General features: G+C 73.0%; 16 protein-coding genes. 7 read left to right on the top strand and 9 right to left on the bottom strand.

Features of this window, described 5'->3' with window-relative positions:
- Window positions 1–35 precede the first annotated feature (35 nt).
- The 6 genes from ACFQRJ_RS04140 to mtrA all read right to left on the bottom strand — a co-directional run bounded on the left by ACFQRJ_RS04140 (window position 36) and on the right by mtrA (window position 7711).
- A complete protein-coding gene (locus tag ACFQRJ_RS04140; RefSeq protein ID WP_377017352.1) occupies window positions 36–1559 on the bottom strand; it encodes a winged helix-turn-helix domain-containing protein in 1524 nt (507 codons plus the stop codon).
- 115 nt (window positions 1560–1674) lie between these two features.
- A complete protein-coding gene (gene hpf / locus ACFQRJ_RS04135) occupies window positions 1675–2433 on the bottom strand; it encodes a ribosome hibernation-promoting factor, HPF/YfiA family (protein ID WP_377017350.1) in 759 nt (252 codons plus the stop codon).
- Between the two features lie 241 nt (window positions 2434–2674).
- Window positions 2675–3457, bottom strand: a complete 783-nt coding sequence (locus ACFQRJ_RS04130; protein WP_377017348.1) for a ComF family protein — start codon at window positions 3455–3457, stop codon at window positions 2675–2677.
- A gap of 144 nt (window positions 3458–3601) precedes the next feature.
- Window positions 3602–5305 (bottom strand): LpqB family beta-propeller domain-containing protein, encoded by a 1704-nt coding sequence (locus ACFQRJ_RS04125; protein WP_377017346.1) that lies wholly within the window; start codon window positions 5303–5305, stop codon window positions 3602–3604.
- Entirely contained in the window at window positions 5302–6999 is a 1698-nt protein-coding gene (gene mtrB / locus ACFQRJ_RS04120) for an MtrAB system histidine kinase MtrB (RefSeq protein WP_377017344.1), read from the bottom strand. Before mtrB ends, ACFQRJ_RS04125 begins: the two co-directional genes overlap by 4 nt.
- 16 nt (window positions 7000–7015) lie before the next feature.
- Complete coding sequence (gene mtrA / locus ACFQRJ_RS04115; RefSeq protein ID WP_377017342.1) at window positions 7016–7711, bottom strand: MtrAB system response regulator MtrA; 696 nt, start codon at window positions 7709–7711, stop codon at window positions 7016–7018.
- Between the two features lie 124 nt (window positions 7712–7835).
- Between mtrA and ACFQRJ_RS04110 the strand changes: the two genes are divergently transcribed.
- The 5 genes from ACFQRJ_RS04110 to ACFQRJ_RS04090 are packed head-to-tail and all read left to right on the top strand — an operon-like array spanning window position 7836 to window position 13111.
- Window positions 7836–8978: a glycerophosphoryl diester phosphodiesterase membrane domain-containing protein gene (locus tag ACFQRJ_RS04110; RefSeq protein WP_377017340.1), complete on the top strand. Its 1143-nt coding sequence runs from the start codon at window positions 7836–7838 to the stop codon at window positions 8976–8978.
- Window positions 8975–9622: a DUF4129 domain-containing protein gene (locus tag ACFQRJ_RS04105; RefSeq protein ID WP_377017338.1), complete on the top strand. Its 648-nt coding sequence runs from the start codon at window positions 8975–8977 to the stop codon at window positions 9620–9622. Before ACFQRJ_RS04110 ends, ACFQRJ_RS04105 begins: the two co-directional genes overlap by 4 nt.
- Window positions 9619–10779 carry a DUF4350 domain-containing protein gene (locus ACFQRJ_RS04100; RefSeq protein WP_377017336.1) on the top strand — a complete coding sequence of 387 codons (1161 nt, stop codon included), beginning with the start codon at window positions 9619–9621 and terminating at the stop codon, window positions 10777–10779. The genes ACFQRJ_RS04105 and ACFQRJ_RS04100 overlap by 4 nt, the downstream gene beginning before the upstream one ends.
- Window positions 10776–11801: an AAA family ATPase gene (locus ACFQRJ_RS04095; protein ID WP_377017334.1), complete on the top strand. Its 1026-nt coding sequence runs from the start codon at window positions 10776–10778 to the stop codon at window positions 11799–11801. Before ACFQRJ_RS04100 ends, ACFQRJ_RS04095 begins: the two co-directional genes overlap by 4 nt.
- Window positions 11802–11812: 11 nt before the next feature.
- Window positions 11813–13111, top strand: a complete 1299-nt coding sequence (locus tag ACFQRJ_RS04090; protein WP_377017332.1) for a DUF58 domain-containing protein — start codon at window positions 11813–11815, stop codon at window positions 13109–13111.
- A 16-nt stretch (window positions 13112–13127) separates the two neighbouring features.
- Here the strand turns inward: ACFQRJ_RS04090 and ACFQRJ_RS04085 are convergent, their stop codons facing one another.
- A complete protein-coding gene (locus ACFQRJ_RS04085) occupies window positions 13128–14123 on the bottom strand; it encodes a stage II sporulation protein M (protein WP_377017330.1) in 996 nt (331 codons plus the stop codon).
- A gap of 117 nt (window positions 14124–14240) precedes the next feature.
- On the opposite strand from ACFQRJ_RS04085, the gene ACFQRJ_RS04080 reads away from it, so the two are divergent.
- Entirely contained in the window at window positions 14241–15092 is an 852-nt protein-coding gene (locus tag ACFQRJ_RS04080; protein WP_377017328.1) for an RDD family protein, read from the top strand.
- A gap of 21 nt (window positions 15093–15113) precedes the next feature.
- Here ACFQRJ_RS04080 and ACFQRJ_RS04075 read toward each other — a convergent pair whose 3' ends face one another.
- Together ACFQRJ_RS04075 and ACFQRJ_RS04070 are read right to left on the bottom strand one after the other, a co-directional pair.
- Window positions 15114–16805, bottom strand: a complete 1692-nt coding sequence (locus ACFQRJ_RS04075) for a phosphomannomutase/phosphoglucomutase (protein ID WP_377017326.1) — start codon at window positions 16803–16805, stop codon at window positions 15114–15116.
- Window positions 16798–17178: a DUF3499 domain-containing protein gene (locus tag ACFQRJ_RS04070; protein WP_377017324.1), complete on the bottom strand. Its 381-nt coding sequence runs from the start codon at window positions 17176–17178 to the stop codon at window positions 16798–16800. The genes ACFQRJ_RS04075 and ACFQRJ_RS04070 overlap by 8 nt, the downstream gene beginning before the upstream one ends.
- Before the next feature lie 88 nt (window positions 17179–17266).
- Here ACFQRJ_RS04070 and ACFQRJ_RS04065 point away from each other — a divergent pair, with 88 nt between their 5' ends.
- Window positions 17267–17722 (top strand): metallopeptidase family protein, encoded by a 456-nt coding sequence (locus ACFQRJ_RS04065; protein ID WP_377017322.1) that lies wholly within the window; start codon window positions 17267–17269, stop codon window positions 17720–17722.
- Window positions 17723–17750: the final 28 nt, after the last annotated feature.

The raw sequence follows: 17750 nt of genomic DNA, 5'->3' as shown, positions 1-17750 counted from the left end.
TCAGGGCAAGTGGAGATGACGGGATGCGGGCACCGTCACTGCGCGGCGCCGTCCGCGGCGACCCGGGCGGACACCGCCGGGACACGATCTGCGGTGCCGGTGGGAGGATCTGCGGTGTCTATGGCAGACGGTGTCAGATCCTCCGCGTCTGCTGCGTCCGCTGGGTCTGCTGCGTCCGCTGAGTCTGCTGTGAACGCCGGCGGGGCCCAGGTCGCCGCCTCCACGTGCTCGGCCAGGGCACGTGCGAGCTCGCCGGTCCCGGGCCCGGTGAGCACATCGATCCGCTCGAGTCCCTGCCAGTGGGCCGCGCGCTGCAGTTCCCCCGCCAGCGCCCGGGCCACGGAGTCATCCCCGGGACGCTGTCGCGAGGGCAGGTGGGGCAGCGGTTCGCGGAAGGTGCCGCGGACCTCGAGCACGCCGCGGGCGCGGTCCGCCTTGAGATCCACCCGAGCCGGGATGACGTCCCCCTGCAGGAAGAGCAGCGAGTAGTACCCCGTGGTGCGGCGGTGTGCGGGGGTATAGATGCCGATGCGGTACTCCACGTCGAACAGCTGGGACAGCCGCGGCCGGTGGAAGACGATCGGGTCGAAGGGGCTGACCAGGGCAGCGGTGCGCAACGGGGTCGGCCGCGGCGCCTCCCGGTGCAGCAGCATGGGAAGGCGACCGGCAGGGTGGACGACCTCGACCTCGGTGAGCTCCCCGGTGGCCAGCAGATCCTCGACGGCGGGCCGCGCCTCGCGCATCCGCAGCCGGAAATAGTCGGCGAGCGCCCCGACGTCGGCGATGCCGAGCGAACGGGCCGCCAGGGCCACCAGCGCCCGGACCGCGTCGGCCTCGTTCTGTGCACCCGGCGTGCCAGAGACCTCCGGGGCCTCGGCCGTCGGCTCCTCCCCCGAGCTGCCGGACTCATCCTGCTCGCCGGCCGTCGCAGGGTCGAGCGCGGACGGGGCCGCGTCCTCGTCGAGCACGTAGAGCCGTTCGAACTGGGAATTGCGGCCGACGGCGTCCAGCGCTCCGGAGCGGAACAGGTACTCCACGGCCCACTGGCTGGAGGTGCGCCGCCACCCCCACCCGTCGCCGCGCTCGGTGTCGCCCAGATGCCGGGACACGGCCGCGGCGCTCGCGGGGCCGAGCTCACGGAGGGTCGCGAGGATGTTCGCCAGCAGCTGCGGCGAGGACGCCGCGGCCGCGCGCACTGCGCCCCAGTCCTGGCGGGCCGCGGCGCGACGGCGGAAGGCCAGCAGGCGATGAACCTCGTGGGTCGTATAGGCCGCCTCGTGGGCGAGGGCCTCGCGCACCAGTCGGGCCGGGCCGGGGCGGGCCAGCCGATCCAGCACCGCGGGGTCCCAGCTGCCGGTGCGCGTGAAGACCGGCAGGTGGTGGGCGCGGGCGAAGATGCTGACGGAGTCGATCTGGAGCAGATGGGTGCGGGCCAGGGTGCGTTCCAGCGCGCGGCGACTGGCGGCCGCCGACGGGACGGCCGTACGGCGCGCGGGCCCCATCCCTTGGGCGCGGAGGGCGATGCGCCGTGCCTGCGTCCAGCTGATCGTGGAGGTCACCAGTGGGTCTCCCTGTCGGGCGGTGCGGGGACGGAGGGTTCGGGACGAGGGGTCCCACAGCACCGGGCGGGAGGGCGCGTATCTCGCTCCTCCCGCCCGGAGGCGTCTCGGGGTCTCAGGACGACTGCAGCTCCGAATCGAGCTCGATCACACCGTAGTTCCAGCCCTTGCGGCGGTAGACCACCTTGGGGTTGCCGGAGTCGGCATCGACGAAGAGGAAGAAGTCATGGCCGACGAGCTCCATCTGGTACAGGGCATCATCGACGGCCATGGGTGTGGCGGGGTGCTTCTTCTCGCGGATCACCACGGGGCTGCCGGACTCGGCCACATCCAGCTCGGAGACGTCCGCAGGGTTCGCAGCCTCCGACTGGTCCGGGTTCTCGGGACGCTCGGGATCATCGGTCTCTCTCCGGGTCCCGTCGGCCCCGGAGACGCTTGCGCCGGCGGCGGCCCGCGGCTCGGTGGCGGGTTCCACCGGCGTCTCCTGGAGCGGGACGGGCAGTTCCTGGTCCGCGGGCATGGTGCGCACGCTGGCACCGGTTCCGTGATGGGCGCGGTCGCGACCGCGGTGACGGTCCTTGCGCCGGTCCCTGGCACGGCGGAGGCGTTCGAGCAGCTTCCCGTAGGCGATGTCGAGGGCGCCGAAGAGGTCGTCCGCCCGCGCTTCCGAGCGGATCACGGCGCCGTTGTCATGGACGGTGAGCTCGACACGGTCGCTGAGCTCGCTCTGCCTGGGGTTCTTCTCCTGTGAGATCTCCACATCCACTCGCAGCGCCGTGGGGGCGAACTGGGTGACCTTGTCGAGCTTGTCGGTGAGATGGCGACGGAAACGATCCGGGACGTCCATGTGACGTCCGACGACATTGATCTCCATGAGATGTTCTCCTCCAATCCGGGTGCGGCCGCTCTGAGCCCGGCCGCAGTGGCTCGTCGGCTGGGGTGCGCACCTCCTGAGAGAGAGGGACTCGTCATCCTGTGACGAGACGCACCAGCATGCCACGTTTTGCTCGACGTTTCCTGGCCTTGCGCCCCTGGGACCAAAAAAAATCCCGGCGTGCGCTGCATGGGGTCCGTGCGGATCCGCCGTGTTCCCGCAGGAGGGTGCGGCCATCGCTTCACGGTGCTGCGCCCGGCGGCACGGCCGGTGCCGGAACGCGCGCCGAGGCGATGACCACGGCGCCGAGCACCCTCGCCCCCGCCTCGGTCAGCGCCTCGTGCATCCCGCGCAGGGTCGCGCCGGTGGTGACGATGTCGTCGACGATCACCACCGGGGCGCGGTCCTCCCCGGCGCGCCGGGCCGCCGCCGGGGACAGCCGGATCCGACGGGTGCGGCGCTGCCGGGCTCCCTGCCCCTCCTGGCCGGTGGTGGGAACTGCTCGCAGCAGCCGGGCCCGGCCCGCGCCCAGCCGCGCCAGGTCCCGGGCCAGCTCGCCGGTGTGATCCTCGCCCCGGCGCAGCCGGGCGCTGCGGCGCGAGGGCACCGGCACCAGCAGGGGGCGCCTCACCCGCGCCTCGGCCGCCAGGGTGGTGACCGCCGGGGCGAGGGCCGGCGCGATCCGGCGGCCGAGATGGAGCATCCCGCCGTTCTTCCAGGCGAGCACCATGCGCTGCAGGTCGCCCGCATACTCCCCGAGGGCGAGCACGGGCAGCAGGCTGGTGTGGTCCACGCCGGCGGGACGGTGCGCCCCCTCCTCGCGGACGCGCGCCGCGGAGAGCTGCTGGAGAGCATCGCAGCAGGACTCGACGCGGACCGGAGGGGACTCCAGCGCCGCGGCGCAGCCCGGGCACAGCCAGGCCCCGTCCGTGCCGCACGGGCACTGCCGCGGCGCGACCAGTGCGCAGGTCTGGGCCGCGACCTCACGGATCCTCGGCAGCAGACCGCCTCTCGCATCGTCCATCTCCCGATCCCATCGCACGCCGACCCGGCGCACGAGGGGCCGGGGCCGTTCGGGGACGGACGAGCTGTGGGGAGGACAGGTGGCACGAGCCGATCAGCGGTGCCGCGCGCTGCCGAGGACGACCGACTCACCGGAGCCGCCCGCTCAGTAGAACCAGGGGTCGCGGGCCTCGAGGTCGACCGTGGTCCACCCGTCCCCGTCGTTGCGCAGCAGGGAGCCGTCGGCCGTGCCGGCCCAGATGGTCTCGCCGACGACGGTGCCGGCGATGCGGTCGGTGTCGGGTCGCAGCGACGGGAGCGGCTCGCGCCCGGTGGCGAAATCCACGATCTGAGCGCGCTGCTCGCCCGTGCCGGGATCGGAGCCGAGCACGATGACCGCGATCTCGTCGTACCAGCTGGCCTGGGTCACGTCCGAGAGGAAGGTGCGCACCTGGACCGGTTCGGTCACCGACTGCGGGACCCCGTTGCCGTCACGGATCACCGAGCACAGGTCCAGCCGTGACCCGCCGGCGTCGGAGGAGAGCACGATCATCCGGGTGGCATCGGCGGCGACGTCGAGCTCCTGGACCTCGCGGCCGTCCAGCCATGGGGCGTCGACCTTGGCGTCGCTCTCGGGTCCGTCGGCGGACAATGCCATCAGCACACCGGCGCTGGAGCGGGTGGAGGTCCACACGTACCCCGCGTCATCCACCCGGGGAGGGACGAACAGGCCCCCGGTGGCAGCCTCACGCAGCGGCACGGAGCCGTCGGTCGAGGCGAGCAGCACCACCGAGGCCTCCTTGGTCAGGGCCGCGGCGAGCACCCCGTCCTGGGCGATCACCGGAGATCTCAGCGCCAGCTCGGCCAGGTCCGGAACCAGCTGGGTCGCGGGGGCGTCGGTCCCGGGATCGGCGAGCGAGATGACGCCCGTCGGACCTGCCGCGATCGGGCGGTGCCCCGGCAGAGCGCGCTCGATCCCGGCGTCCTCGCTCGGAGCGAAGTCTGCCCCGTCCCGCACCAGCCGGACCCCCGAGAGGGTGCGCAGGGAGCGCAGCGAGGACTCCAGCTGCGTCAGTGCCAGCGCTCTGCGGCCCGGAGCGAGCGAGGCCACCGCGGAGGGGACCGTGAGCTGTGCGGTGCCGTCGGCGCCGGTGGAGACCTCGGTGTCGGCCACTCCGGAATTGCCGGGCACCTCGGTGTGCACGGCTCCGTCGAGGAAATCGACCGGGCCGCCGCTGAGTCCCTCCAGCACGGCCTCCGCGCCGCGCTGGAGCGGGTACCACCGGTGGTCGGGCACGAGGTGCTGGGAACGGGCATCGATGAAGTAGAGCCGCGCCGGGGCGTACAGGGTCTCGAAGGCCGCCTCGGACAGGAAGATCCCGTCGGGCACGTCGCTGAGGCGCCACTGGTCCTCGACCAGTTCCACGCCGACCTCGATCTCCCGCGAGGTCGGTCCCGCCAGCAGGCTGCGCACGCCTTCGGAGTCCACCAGCGCGAGGACCTCGAGAACGAGCACCATCTCGGTGTCGCTGATCGCCTCGACCTCCAGCTCTCGGCTGCCGGAGTAGACGGTGATCCCGGCGGTGGGCTCCCAGACCTCGCTGAGATCGTCGGTGAGGTACTCGCGGGCGACGGCGAAGTCGTCCTCGGATCCCACCCCGGCCTGCACGAAGCCGGAGACGACCTGCTCCGCCGTGGCGTCCGCCGGCGGCGGGAGCGCCTGGACGTAGGGGACGCCGGGCTGGGAGCGCGCGCTCAGAGGGCGACTGTCGATCGGGGACGACGTCGGGATACGGGCGCAGGCGGCCCCCAGACCGAGCACGGTCGCGGCACCTGCCGCACGCAGAATGTCGCGTCGGGCGGGGATCATCGCTCTCCTCCTGCCGTCGTGGAGCCGGGGCCCGGGCCGGGCTCGCCGGAGGGTTCGGTGAGGTCGGGGACCAGGCCGGGACCGATGAGGATCTCCCCGGTGGGTGTGCTCGAGCTGCTCTCGCGGGCGTCACGGTCGAAGGAGCGCTCCAGGCGCAGCGGGGAGCGGGCGAGGGCGCCGCCGGGCCGGCGCGGGAGGGTCAGCCGGAACACGGCTCCCTCCTCCTCCTGGCCCCAGGCCTGGAGCCAGCCGCCGTGGAGTCCGGCATCCTCGACGGAGATCGACAGTCCCAGCCCGGTGCCGCCGAGGGTCCGCGCCCGGGACGGGTCGGCGCGCCAGAAGCGGTCGAAGACGCGCTCGGCCGCCTCCGGGGAGATCCCGTGGCCGTGGTCCTGGACCACCACCGCGACCGCGTCGTCGCTGAACCCGGTCTCCACGAGCACGGGACCGCCGGCCCCGTGCTCGATCGCGTTGGTCAGCAGGTTCCGCAGGATCCGGTCCACACGCCGGGTATCGACCACGGCGTCCATCCCTTCCCCGGCCAGGCGGACGTCCAGCAGGCAGCCGCGGGCACCGGCGAGCGGCCGCACGTCATCGACGGCGCGGACCACCAGGGCGTCCAGATCCACCCGCTGCGCCTCGAGCTCGGCGGCGCCGGCATCGAAGCGGGAGATCTCCAGCAGGTCGGTCAGCAGCACCTCGAAGCGCTGGACCTGGGTCGAGAGCAGCTCCACGGTGCGCTGGAGCTCCCCGGGCAGCTCGTCGCGCTTGCCGTCCAGCACCGAGGCGGCCATCCGGATCGTGGTCAGCGGCGTGCGCAGCTCGTGGGAGACGTCGGAGACGAAGCGCTGTTGGACCCGGGAGAGCTCGGTGAGGTCCTCGACCTTCGACTCCAGGCTGCGGGCCATGTCGTTGAACGACTCCCCGACCCTGGCCAGCTCGTCCGCGCCGGCGACCTCGACGCGGCTGGTCAGGTCCCCTCCGGCCAGTCGCTCCGCGGCTCCCGCTGCCCGCTTCAGCGGTGTGGTCACCATGCGGGCGACCACGATCGCGATGCCGACGATCAGGGCGAGCAGCACGGCCCCGCCGCCGAGGATCACGCGCTGGACGAAGGCGAGGGTGTCCTGCTCCTCCTGCAGGGAGTAGACCAGGTAGAGGTCGTAGGATCCGACGCCGGGCACGAGGACCCGGGTGCCCACCAGCAGGGCCGGCTCGGTGTTGCCCTCGCTGTCCTCGCGGCCGATCGATCGCCACGAGACGGCGTCGGGCTGATCGGCGATGGCGGCGGTGAAGTCCTCATCGACCTCGTCGAACAGCGTCCGGTCCGAGGAGGCGACCGGGAAGGCGACGCCGGAGGTCTGCACCGGGACCAGCGCCACCTCGCGGCGGTCCCCGCCGCCCTGGCCGCCCGCGGTCTGGACGAAGGCGTTCGCCGCATCCTGCTGCTGGGTGCTGGTGGCGCCGGAGAGCTGCCCCAGGGTCTCGGTGAGGTCGCGGCGGACCTCCACCGTCTCCTCGAGGACGCGGTCGCGGCGCTGCTCGTAGAGGCCGTCGGCGATGACGGAGGAGAGGTAGGCGCCGACGGCGAGCATCGAGACGATCGACAGCAGCGTGGTCACCAGCACGACGCGCAGCGCGAGCGGCCAGCTGCGCGGATCCGCCGCGCGCGTCGCCGGTGCGGCCCGGGTGATCACGGATCCTCCGGCGATGTCAGGACACGCCCCCGGCGCGGTAGCCGACGCCGCGCACGGTCACCACGATGCGCGGGTTCTCGGGGTCGTGCTCGACCTTGGAGCGCAGCCGCTGGACGTGCACGTTGACCAGTCGGGTGTCCGCGCTGTGCCGGTATCCCCACACGTCGCGCAGCAGCACGTCACGGGTGAAGACCTGCCACGGCTTGCGGGCGAGCTGGGTGAGCAGATCGAACTCCAGCGGCGTCAGCGAGATCAGCTCATCGCCCCGGCGCACCTCGTGCCCGTCGACGTCGATGACGAGGTCGCCGATGCTCAGCTGCTCCGTGGTGGGCGGCTCGACCCGGCGCACCCGCGCCTTGATGCGGGCGACCAGCTCCTCGGGTTCGAAGGGCTTGGTGAGGTAGTCGTCGGCGCCGGCCTCGAGGCCCTCGACGACGTCGGCGGTGTCGGTGCGCGCGGTGAGCATGATGATCGGCACCCCGGAGTCCCGGCGCAGCCGCCGGCACACCTCGATCCCGTCCATCCCGGGGAGCATGAGGTCGAGCAGGACGAGGTCGGGGCGAAGTCGCGGGAACGTCTCCAGTGCGGAGGCGCCGTCGGGGGAGGTCGCGACCTCGTAGCCCTTGCCGCGCAGAACGATGCCGACCATCTCGGCGATCGCCTGATCGTCGTCGACCACGAGGATCCGTGAAGGCGTCGTCATGCGCCTCATTGTGCCACCGCACGACACATGGTCATCGACGTTCGTCGGATCGGGTACCGGGCCGGGAGTCCGTAAGTTGTCCTGCGAGGGCCCAGGAGAGAGCCCAGGACGGCACCAGCAGCAGGAGGAACCGATGAGCACCGGATGGACCGCACCGGGAACGAGCGGGAGCTCCGATCAGCCCGGCCCCGGAGCCCCGGAGACCTCCGAGGACGCTTCTCACGAGGTGCCCGAGGGCGCGAACGGCGAGGCGGGCCACCCTGGGCGACCACGGCGGGAGCTGGCCGAGAACGTCCCGCTGTTCCCGCTGCGGCCTCTGAGCCTCGGCGAGGTGTTCGGCGCCGCCGTGCGGATCTACCGGCTGCGCGCGAAGACCGTCCTCGGGCTCGCAGCGGCCGTCTACGGCGTCGCGTTCGCTCTGACGACGGTCCTGACCGGGGCGGGGATGGTTCCGTTCATCGGTGAGATGCAGGCCACCATGGACAACCCGGATGCGGCGCCCATCGGGCCGGATGCCTCGGATCTCGTCCTGACCGTCGTCTCCTCGGCGATCTCCGGGATCATCTCGATGTTCGCCGCGTCCCTGGTCACCGTGGCCCTGACCCGCGTCGCGATCGGCGAGGCCACCGGTGAGCCCGTCTCCGGCTCGCAGATGTGGTCCACCGCCCGGCGCCTGGCCGTGCCGGCGATAGCCATCAGCGCACTGATCGCCGTGGCCTCGGTTCTCGCTTTCTCCGTGCCGTTGGCGCTCGGCGCGCTGCCGGTGCTGCTGGTGCAGGAGGCCGGCGTCGTCACGATCGGCGCGGTCCTGCTCGGGCTGGCCCTCGGCGTGCTGGCCATGATCTGGATCTGGGCCCGCACGATCCTTGCCGTCCCGGCACTGGTGGTGGAGGACGCCGGGATCCTGGGGTCACTGCGTCGCAGCTTCGCCATGACCCGGGGGCGCCGGCTGTGGCGGGTGCTGGGGACGGGTGCGCTGCTCTACCTCGTCTACACCATCGCCCTGCAGGTCGTCGCCGGCGTGTTCGGGTTCGTCGGCGGCATCGTCTACGTCGCGATCCTCCTGGGCAGCTCGATGCAGGCGCTCGTGGTCGCCATGACCGTGCTCACACTCATCACCATGATCGGCAGCTACATCGCGACGTTCCTGCTGGCGCCGTTCCTCTCGGCCGGGTTCGCGGCGGTCTACGCCGACAACCGCATGCGGCACGAGGCGTGGGACGTCGAGCTGACGCGGCGCTCGCGGGAGAACTGGGACACCGGCGGCATGCGATGAACCCTGCCGGCCCCCCGCCCCTGGACCCGGACGAGGCCCGCTCCCGCATCCTCGAGGAGCTGTCCAAATCCGAGTACGACGACTCCCCCGGCTTCGTCAGCTGGCTGCTCGGCGTGATCGAGCGGTGGCTGACGAACCTCGTCGACGGCATCGACGGCTCCTCCGCCGCCCAGGCCGGTCTCGCCGTCGCCGTGGCTCTCGCCCTGCTGCTGGCGGCGTTCCTGGTGCTGCGGCGCACCGGGCTGATCCGCCGCAGCCATACCCTCGCCGTCCCCGCGGGACTCGATGCGCAGCCGGTGCTCAGCGCCTCGGAGCTGCGCGCGTCGGCCCGCTCCGCCATCGATGCGGGCCGGACGGACGACGGCACGGTGCTCGCCCTGCGCGCGCTCGTGCGCGATCTCGACGAGCGCACCCTGCTGGACGTGGCCGCCGGGATGACGGCGCACGAGGCCGCGAACCGCGCCGCCCAGTCCTTCCCCGACCTTCGCGGCCGCCTGCTGCGCGGGGCCGATGCCTTCGACACCGCCGCCTACTCCCACCGCGCGACGTCGCCGAAGCAGGCCGACGACCTGCTGCGTCTGGCCGAATACATCTCCGAGTCGACCCCCGACCTGTCGGCCGCCGACGAACGAGCCGCCTCATGAGCTCGCCGACCGCTCCCCGTCCCGAGGCAGGGCGCCGCCGCCCCTGGCTCATCGTGCTCGTGACGCTCGCGGTGGTCGCCGCGGTGGTGGCCTCCATCGCCCGCGGCATCTACCGCGACGGACCGCTGGAGCCCGATGCGCCCACCGGACAGGGCTCGAAGGCCGTGGTCCAGGTGCTCGGAGATCTCGGCGTCGACGTGCAGGTCGAACGTCTCACGGCCGATGCCGCCGACTCCCTCCGGGCCGGCCGCACGGTGCTGGTCGCGGCCCCGAACAGCCTCACCGCCGAGCAGCTCGACGCCCTGGCCGAGGCCCACGAGGACGGGGGCGGCCGCATGGTGCTGGTGCAGCCGGACGAGATGACGCTGTCGTCCCTGAGCACGGAGATCAGTCCCGCAGGCGCCCTCCGCAGCCCCACCGAGCTGGAGGCCGGTGCCGGCTGCGGGGATCTCGCCCACGGGGCGCGCCAGCTGCGGGTGCCCGGTGAGGACGGGCTGCGGGGGCGCTCCACCCTGTACCGCGCCGGTGAGGGGGGCGAGAACTGCTTCCTCTCCGGTGACGGGGCCCTGGTGGTGGGCGACGACCGTCTTCTGGTCCTCGGCAGCGCGGATCTGCTGACCAACGACGGCGTCGGCGAGGCCGACAACTCCGCCGTCGTCCTCAATGCTCTCGGCGATTCCGGCGAGCTGAGCTGGTACCTGCCCTCGGCCAGCGACCCGATGAACTCGGGCGCGCAGAGCATCCTGACGTACCTGCCCGACTGGGCCGGTCCGCTGGCACTGTGGATCCTCGTAGCCGGCACGATCGCGCTGCTCGCGCTGGGCAGGCGCTTCGGCCCCGTGGTGGTCGAGCCCCTGCCGGTCACGGTCCGCCCCCAGGAGCTGGTCCTGGGACGGGCCCGCCTGCTGCAGCAGGCCGAAGCGCGGGACGCGGCCGCGACGGCATTGCGCTCGGCGGCCTCGACCCGGCTCGCCGATCGCCTCGGCCTGCGCCGCGAATCCGCTCTGGACGGCCTGATCGCGGCACTCGCGTCCCATGTCGACCGCACCCCCGAGCAGCTGCGGACGCTGCTCGGCCCCACCCCTGTCACCAGCGACCAGGACCTCGTGCGCCTCGCCCAGGACCTGGACCGTCTCGAGAAGGAGATCGACCGATGACCGACCCCACCCCCGCCGCAGCGCACCCGCCCCGGACTGCAGACGCAGGTCCCACCACCGGCCCCGCCGTCGACGTGGACACCCGCGGTCAGCTGCAGGGTCTGGCCACCGAGATCCACAAGGGCGTCGTCGGGCAGGAAGCGGCCGTGACCAGCCTCGTCGTCGCTCTCCTGTGCCGTGGGCACGTGCTCCTCGAAGGCGTGCCCGGGGTCGCGAAGACGCTCCTGGTGCGGTCCCTGGCCGCCGCTCTCGACGTGCGGATGCGTCGCGTCCAGTTCACGCCGGACATGATGCCCGGCGACATCACCGGGTCCCTGATCTACGACAACACCACCAGCGACCTCGTCTTCCGTGAGGGCCCGGTGTTCACCAACCTGCTGCTGGCCGACGAGGTCAACCGCACTCCCCCGAAGACCCAGTCGGCGCTGCTGGAGGCCATGGAGGAGCGGCAGGTGACCGTGGACGGGGCGAGCCGTCCGCTGCCGGACCCGTTCCTGGTCATCGCCACCCAGAACCCCATCGAGTTCGACGGCACCTATGCCCTGCCGGAGGCGCAACTGGACCGGTTCCTACTCAAGGCCGTGATGCCGCTCCCCGAGCGCGACGACGAGATCGACGTGCTGCGCCGCCACGCGGAGGGCTTCGACATCAGCGACCTCGCCGCGATGGGACTGGGCCCCGTGGTCGATGTGCCGTCCCTGCACCGTGCCCAGCAGGACGTCGCCCGCGTCGTCGCGGAGGATCAGGTCGTCCAGTACATCGTCGACGTGTGCCGTGCCACCCGCCGCTCGCCCAGTCTCTCGCTCGGTGTCTCCCCCCGCGGCGCGATCGCCCTGCTGCGCACCGCGCGCGCCTGGGCCTACCTCGCCGGCAGGGACTTCATCACCCCCGACGACGTCAAGACCATGGCCCCGGCCACGCTCTCCCACCGCGTCCGCCTGACCACCGAGTCCGAGCTGGAGGGAACCCAGGTCGAGTCCGTGCTCGCCGCGACCCTCGCCTCCGTCCCGGTGCCCCGCTGAGGGACGCGTCGATGAGGATCTCGCTGACCCCGCGCGCGGCGCTGCTGGCGCTGCTCGCTCTGCCCGTCATCGTCCTGTGGCCGATCTGGTGGGTGCTGCTGGTGCTGCTGGGGCTGTGGGCGCTGGTGGTTCTCGCCGATGCGTTCGCCGCCCCGCGTCCGGGGGCGATCCGGGTGCGCCGCGAGGCCCCGCTGCAGGTACGGCTGGGCGGAGAGACCTCCGGTCGGCTGCTGCTGACCAATCCCACCGGCCGCACCGCGGACCTGGAGGTGCGCGACGCCTGGAATCCGACGGCCGGGCTCGACCGGCAGCGCTCCGCACTGCGCATCCCCGCCCGGGAGCGGCGCGCCCTCACCCAGTCGTTCACACCCACCCGTCGCGGCGAGCACAGCTCCCGCGCGCTGCTGGTCGCCTCGTGCGGCCCGCTCGGCCTCGCTCGCCGCACGGCGCGGGTCGATGCCCCGGGCAGGATGCTGGCCCTGCATCCCTTCGGCTCCCGGCGGCACCTGCCCTCGCGGGTGCAGCGGCTGCGCGAGATCGAGGGTCTCGCGGCCGTCCATCAGCGCGGTCAGGGCACGGAGTTCGACTCCCTGCGGGACTTCGTGGACGGCGACGACGTGCGCTCGATCGACTGGCGCGCGACCGCCCGCCGGCGCAGCGTCGTGGTGCGCACGTGGCGCCCGGAGCGGGACCGCCACGTGCTGATCGTCGTGGACACCTCCCGGACCTCGGCGAGCCGTCTGGGCGACTCGACCCGCCTGGACGCGGCCTTCGACGCCGCACTGCTGCTGACCGCGCTCGCCGGCCAGGCCGGAGACCGGGTCGACCTGATGTGCATCGATCGCATCACCCACGTCTCGGTGCTGGGCGCGAACCGCACCCGGGTGCTGAACGACATGGTCACCGCCACCGCGGCCGTGCACCCGGCGCTGGTCGAGACCGACTGGGAACGCGCCGCCCGCGCCATCTCGGAGCGCTCGCGGCGCGGTGCGCTGGTGGTCCTGGTGACCCCGGTCGAGGCGTCCGTCGTGCACACCGGTCTGCTGCCGGTCGCAGCCCGGATCGCCCGGGACCATCCGCTGTTGGTGGCCTCCGTCGCCGATCCCGCCCTGGAGGCGCTCGCCGCCGGCCGCGGAGACGTCGAGGCGGTCTACAGCGCTGCCGCCGCCGAGCAGGCTCGGGCCGAGCGGGCGGGGGTCGCCCGCGCGCTGGAACGGGTCGGTGCCCATGTGGCCGACGCTCCGCCCGACCGGGCCCCGCAGGCGCTCGCGGACGCCTATCTCGCCCTCAAGGCCGCCGGGCGCCTCTGAGCGCCGGGCGATCCCCTCAGCCGGCGGTGGCGACGTGGTCGCCCACCATCTCCTGCGGGAGGTCGCCGGTGACGCCCTGACGGTGCACCTGCCGGCCGCGGCCGAACATGACCACGAGGAAGGCGAGCCAGGCGAGGACCCCGATGGCGATGCGCACCGCGGGCGGCAGCGAGCTCGGCGTCACGAAGGCCTCGATCACTCCGGAGACCAGGAGCACCGGGACCAGCCCGATCGCTACGGTCACCAGGGCGCGCGCGGCGCGGGACAGCGCCCAGAGCCGTGGCAGCGGCCCGGGCCGCACCCAGGCCCAGAACGTCCGCAGCCCGGCCCCGGCCCCGACCAGCACGGCGGTGATCTCGAGCAGACCGTGGGGCAGCAGGAACACGAAGAACGTGCCCAGCCCGTCGTAGGCGCCCATGACCCCGCCGGAGAGGCCCACGTTCAGAGCGTTCTGGAGCAGCATGACCACGGGCCAGATGCCGGTCACGCCGAACACCACGGCCTGCACGGTGATCCAGGCGTTGTTCGTCCACACCTGGGCGGCGAAGCCCGAGGCCTCGCCCTGGAAGTAGTAGGCGACGAAGTCGTGCTCGGCCAGGTCGCGCTGATCCGCCTCGGAGATCACGAGCTCGCGAGCGGTGGCGTCCGTGCCGAAGTAGACACCGGTGACGACCGCCGCGAGCAGGAAGATCCCGGCTGCGAGCGCGACCGTCCACCGGGCCTGGTACAGGGCTGCCGGCAGGTCCTCCCAGAAGAAGCTGCGCGCGTGCTTCCACAGCGGGGTCCGAGTGCCGGTGATCCGCAGCCGGGCACGATGGACCAGCAGCGAGAGTCGCGCGGTCAGGGCCGGGTCCGGATTCGTCGAGCGCACCGTGGACAGGTGGGTGGCGGTCTCCTGGTAGAGCGAGAGCAGTTCGTCGATGCCGGCCGCGTCCAGTCTCCGGGCGCGGGTCAGCTCCCGCAGACGTTCCCACTGCGGGCGGTGCACGGCGATGAAGGCGTCGGTGTCCACGGGGTCAGCCTAGGATCCGCAGCCGCCCGGCGGCGGCCGACGAAAGTCGGAGGCCCCGCCGTCGGAAGCCGACGCTCGGCGCTCACCGGCGCGGGCCGATCCTGCCAGGATGGGGGCATGGCAACGATGGGCTCGACGGCGGCGGTACCCGCGCGCCCCGATCGGGAAGCACTGATCACCGGCGATGCCGTGCTGCTGGACCTGCGCACCGCCACGTTCGCCACGCGCATGCTCTCGGCCGCCGTCGACGGCGCGGTGCAGCTGGCGATCCTGATCGCCGGAACGGTCGCCGTGGCCTGGTCGGCCGCGCGGGCCGATCTCGATGACGGACTGGTCGCCGCCGCAGTGGTGCTGGTCTCGGTGCTGGTCTATGTGGGCTACCCGGTCCTGTGCGAGCTGCTGCTGCAGGGACGCTCCGTCGGCCGCCTCGTGATGGGCACCCGAGTGGTGCGGGACGACGGCGGCCCTGTCCACGTGCGCCAGAGCCTGCTGCGGGCCGTGATGGCGATGCTGGAGATCTGGTCCACCGCGGGCTCGCTCGCGCTGACCTGCTCGGTGATCGACCGCAGGTCACGCCGGGTGGGTGATCTGCTGGCCGGGACCATGGTGATCCAGGAGCGGATGCGGGATCTCGAGGCGAGCCGGGTGCAGGTGCCGGCCGCGCTGAGCGAGTGGGTCCGCGCGGCGGACGTCGGCCGGCTCCCCGTGACGCTGATGCAGGACATCCGCTCGTTCCTGCCGCGCGCGGCGACCATTCACCCGACCTCGCGCCGCGAGCTCTCGCGCGATCTGCTGCGGCGCACCCTGCCCCATGTCGCTCCGGCCCCGCCGCCGGGGACGGATCCGGAGGAGTTCCTGGCTGCGGTGATCGCCGAACGGTCCCGCCGGGACGAGGAGCGGCTGCGGCGCGGCCAGGAGCGTCAGCGGGAGCTGTCCGCCGAGGTCCGCGCGGTGCCGTTCTCCGCCTGAGCCGACCGGTGCGGCTCCTGCTCAGGCCGACGGAGAGTCGTGGCGACCGGCGATGAGGACCGGGATCCCGTCCTCGACGGGGTGCCGGCGCGCACATCCGGTGCACTGCAGGGCCGCGTCGACGTCTCGCAGCTCGCCTCCGCAGTCGGGGCAGCGCAGACGCGAGCGCACCCAGCTGGGCACGTCGGCTCCGCTAGCGCCGGGGGGAAGCTCCGACTCCGCCGGCGGCACCGACCCCCCGTCGGAGTCCGCTGCGTCGGCGTCGGCCGAGGACGGGGCCGTGGTGAGGTCCTGGTCGCGGACGATCGCCAGGATCTCCTCGCGGATCCGGATCATCGTCGTCTCCAGCTCGGCCTCGACGTTCAGCCGCAGCAGCGGCTCGTTGTTCGACGAGCGCAGCGAGAACCACCAGCGGTCCTCGGGCAGGGAGCCGGGATCCCAGTGCACGGCGGTGATCCCGTCGAGGTCGTCCAGACGCGCCCCGGGCAGGTTCTCCACGTGCTCCCGTACCCGCTCCCTGACAGCGGAGGGGTCCTGGACGCGGGTGTTGATCTCGCCGCTGGAGGGATAGGGGTCGTGCTCGGCGATCAGGGCGGACAGCGGTCCGTCGCTCTCCCCCAGTGCGGCGAGCACGTGCAGGGCGGCGAGCATGCCGGAGTCGGCGAAGAAGAAGTCCCGGAAGTAGTAGTGCGCGGAGTGCTCGCCGCCGAAGACGGCATCGTGCTCGGCCATCAGGGCCTTCAGCAGCGAGTGGCCGACGGGCGAACGGACCGCTTCTCCCCCGGCCTCCAGGACGGCCTCGGCGACGTGGCGGGAGGAGACGAGGTTGGCGACGACGACAGGCCGCTCCTCGCCTGCGGCACGGGCGCGGGCCACTTCGCGGCGGGCGATGAGCGCAGTGATCGCCGAGGGCGGCACGGCCGCGCCCGTCTCGTCCAGGACCACGCAGCGGTCGGCGTCGCCGTCGAAGGCGAGTCCGAGATCCGCACCGTGGGCGAGGATCGCGTCCTGCAGGTCGCGCAGCGTGCCGCGGTCCAGGGGATCGGCCGGATGGTTCGGGAACGTCCCGTCGAGCTCGAAGTGGACGGGGACCACGTCGAGCTGCTCGAGGCTCTCGAGGACCGCAGGGGCGGTGAGGCCGGCCATCGCGTTGCCGGCGTCGACGGCGACCCGCAGCGGCCGGCGATCCGGCACGCTCACCAGGCCGTGCAGCGTCCCGACGTAGTCGGGCAGCGTGTCCAGCGGCTGCGTACGACCCTCGCCCCGCTCCGGGATCTCCCCCGCGGCCAGGTACGCCTCGGCGGCCCGGCGGATCTCGTCCAGGCCGGTGTCGCGACTGAGGGGCCGGGCGCCCGGCAGGCACAGCTTGAGCCCGTTGTCGGCGGCGGGGTTGTGCGAGGCGGTGACCATGACGCCGGCTGCACGGTGCAGCCCGGAGGCGCAGTAGAGCTGGTCGGTGGAGGCGAGCCCGGCGTCACCGACGATGGCCCCGCGCCGGACGGCCCCCTCGATGACCGCACGGGACAGATCCGGCGAGCTGATCCGCATGTCGTGGGCGACGATCAGCGCATCGCCGTCCAGGAAGTCGGTGAAGGCGGCGCCGAGCGCGCGGGCGACGCCCTCGCTGAGCTCCTCGCCCGCGACGCCGCGCACGTCATTGGCGGTGACCAGTGCGGAGAGGTCCGGGGACGAGGCTGCAGGGCGCTCAGTCATCGGTGCTCCTGACGACGCGGAGGTGGCGCTCCGGCACCTCGTCGGGCCCCGCGGTGCGATGCGTCCGAGTGCCGCTGCGCGGCGCCGGCCCCGCGCTCGGCGCGGGCTGTCCGGAGGGGGCCGGGCGCTGTCGGACCGCGTCGGCGAGGGCCACGAGATCATCGCTGACGTCGGAGCCGCCGGGCACCCGCAGCATCTCCCAGCCGCGGGGCGCGGTCATGCGGCCGGCATGCTCGCTGCAGAGGTCGTACGCGTGCGGCTCGCTGGTGCGCGACAAGGGCCCCAGCACCGCCGTCGAGTCCTCGTAGACGAAGGTCAGCGAGCTGACGGCCGGTCTCGAGCAGGAGGTCCGGGAGCATTCACGAGCAGGCACGTCCAGCAGTGTACGCAGGCGAACCGACCCTCGGGCGGCGGCGCGCCCTGACCTCCGGGCGTCGCCCCCAGGCCGTTAGAGTGCCTCCATGGATGTCGAGCCGATCCGACCCGCGGTGCCGGGACCGCGCCCGGGGCCGCGTCGCCGCGATCGCCGGGGCCGCGGCAGGCGCTGGGATCTGATCCCGCCGCATCTTCCCGGCTACCGGACCCGCCGCGAGCAGTTCGACGACCTGGTCGCCGACGCCGGGGCGGACCTCACGGAGCGCTTCCCGCGTCGCCTGGCCCATCTGCAGGTGCTGGTCGAGGAGGTGCCTCCCGCCGACGCGGCCCCGTGGGAGGACGCTACGGTGCTGCTGGGACGGGCGCTGCCGCCCACCCGCGAGCATCCGGCGCGGGTGATCGTCTACCGCCGGCCGGTCCAGACCCGCTGCGCCGGCGAGCAGGACCTGGAGCTGCTGGTGCGTCAGGTGCTCGCCGAGCAGATCGGGTCGTTGCTGAACATCGCTCCCGAGGACGTGGATCCGGGCGCCTGGAGCGAGTGACCTCGATCGGTCCCGGCTCCCCCGCGGT

Source organism: Brachybacterium sp. GCM10030252 (genome assembly GCF_042666535.1).
In the GTDB taxonomy this organism is placed as follows: Bacteria; Actinomycetota; Actinomycetes; order Actinomycetales; family Dermabacteraceae; genus Brachybacterium.
The sequence above is the reverse complement of the archived record's forward strand: the minus strand, read 5'-3'. Positions and strand labels throughout refer to the sequence as shown.

Excerpts from the sequence above, each read along its gene's own strand:
- ACFQRJ_RS04075 (WP_377017326.1), bottom strand. The coding sequence starts at position 16,805 with ATGACTGAGCGCCCTGCAGCCTCGTCCCCGGACCTCTCCGCACTGGTC.
- ACFQRJ_RS04125 (WP_377017346.1), bottom strand. The coding sequence starts at position 5,305 with ATGATCCCCGCCCGACGCGACATTCTGCGTGCGGCAGGTGCCGCGACC.
- mtrA (WP_377017342.1), bottom strand. The coding sequence starts at position 7,711 with ATGAGGCGCATGACGACGCCTTCACGGATCCTCGTGGTCGACGACGAT.
- ACFQRJ_RS04130 (WP_377017348.1), bottom strand. The coding sequence starts at position 3,457 with ATGGACGATGCGAGAGGCGGTCTGCTGCCGAGGATCCGTGAGGTCGCG.
- ACFQRJ_RS04090 (WP_377017332.1), top strand. The coding sequence starts at position 11,813 with ATGAGGATCTCGCTGACCCCGCGCGCGGCGCTGCTGGCGCTGCTCGCT.
- ACFQRJ_RS04110 (WP_377017340.1), top strand. The coding sequence starts at position 7,836 with ATGAGCACCGGATGGACCGCACCGGGAACGAGCGGGAGCTCCGATCAG.
- ACFQRJ_RS04100 (WP_377017336.1), top strand. The coding sequence starts at position 9,619 with ATGAGCTCGCCGACCGCTCCCCGTCCCGAGGCAGGGCGCCGCCGCCCC.
- hpf (WP_377017350.1), bottom strand. The coding sequence starts at position 2,433 with ATGGAGATCAATGTCGTCGGACGTCACATGGACGTCCCGGATCGTTTC.
- ACFQRJ_RS04080 (WP_377017328.1), top strand. The coding sequence starts at position 14,241 with ATGGCAACGATGGGCTCGACGGCGGCGGTACCCGCGCGCCCCGATCGG.
- ACFQRJ_RS04095 (WP_377017334.1), top strand. The coding sequence starts at position 10,776 with ATGACCGACCCCACCCCCGCCGCAGCGCACCCGCCCCGGACTGCAGAC.
- ACFQRJ_RS04105 (WP_377017338.1), top strand. The coding sequence starts at position 8,975 with ATGAACCCTGCCGGCCCCCCGCCCCTGGACCCGGACGAGGCCCGCTCC.
- ACFQRJ_RS04065 (WP_377017322.1), top strand. The coding sequence starts at position 17,267 with ATGGATGTCGAGCCGATCCGACCCGCGGTGCCGGGACCGCGCCCGGGG.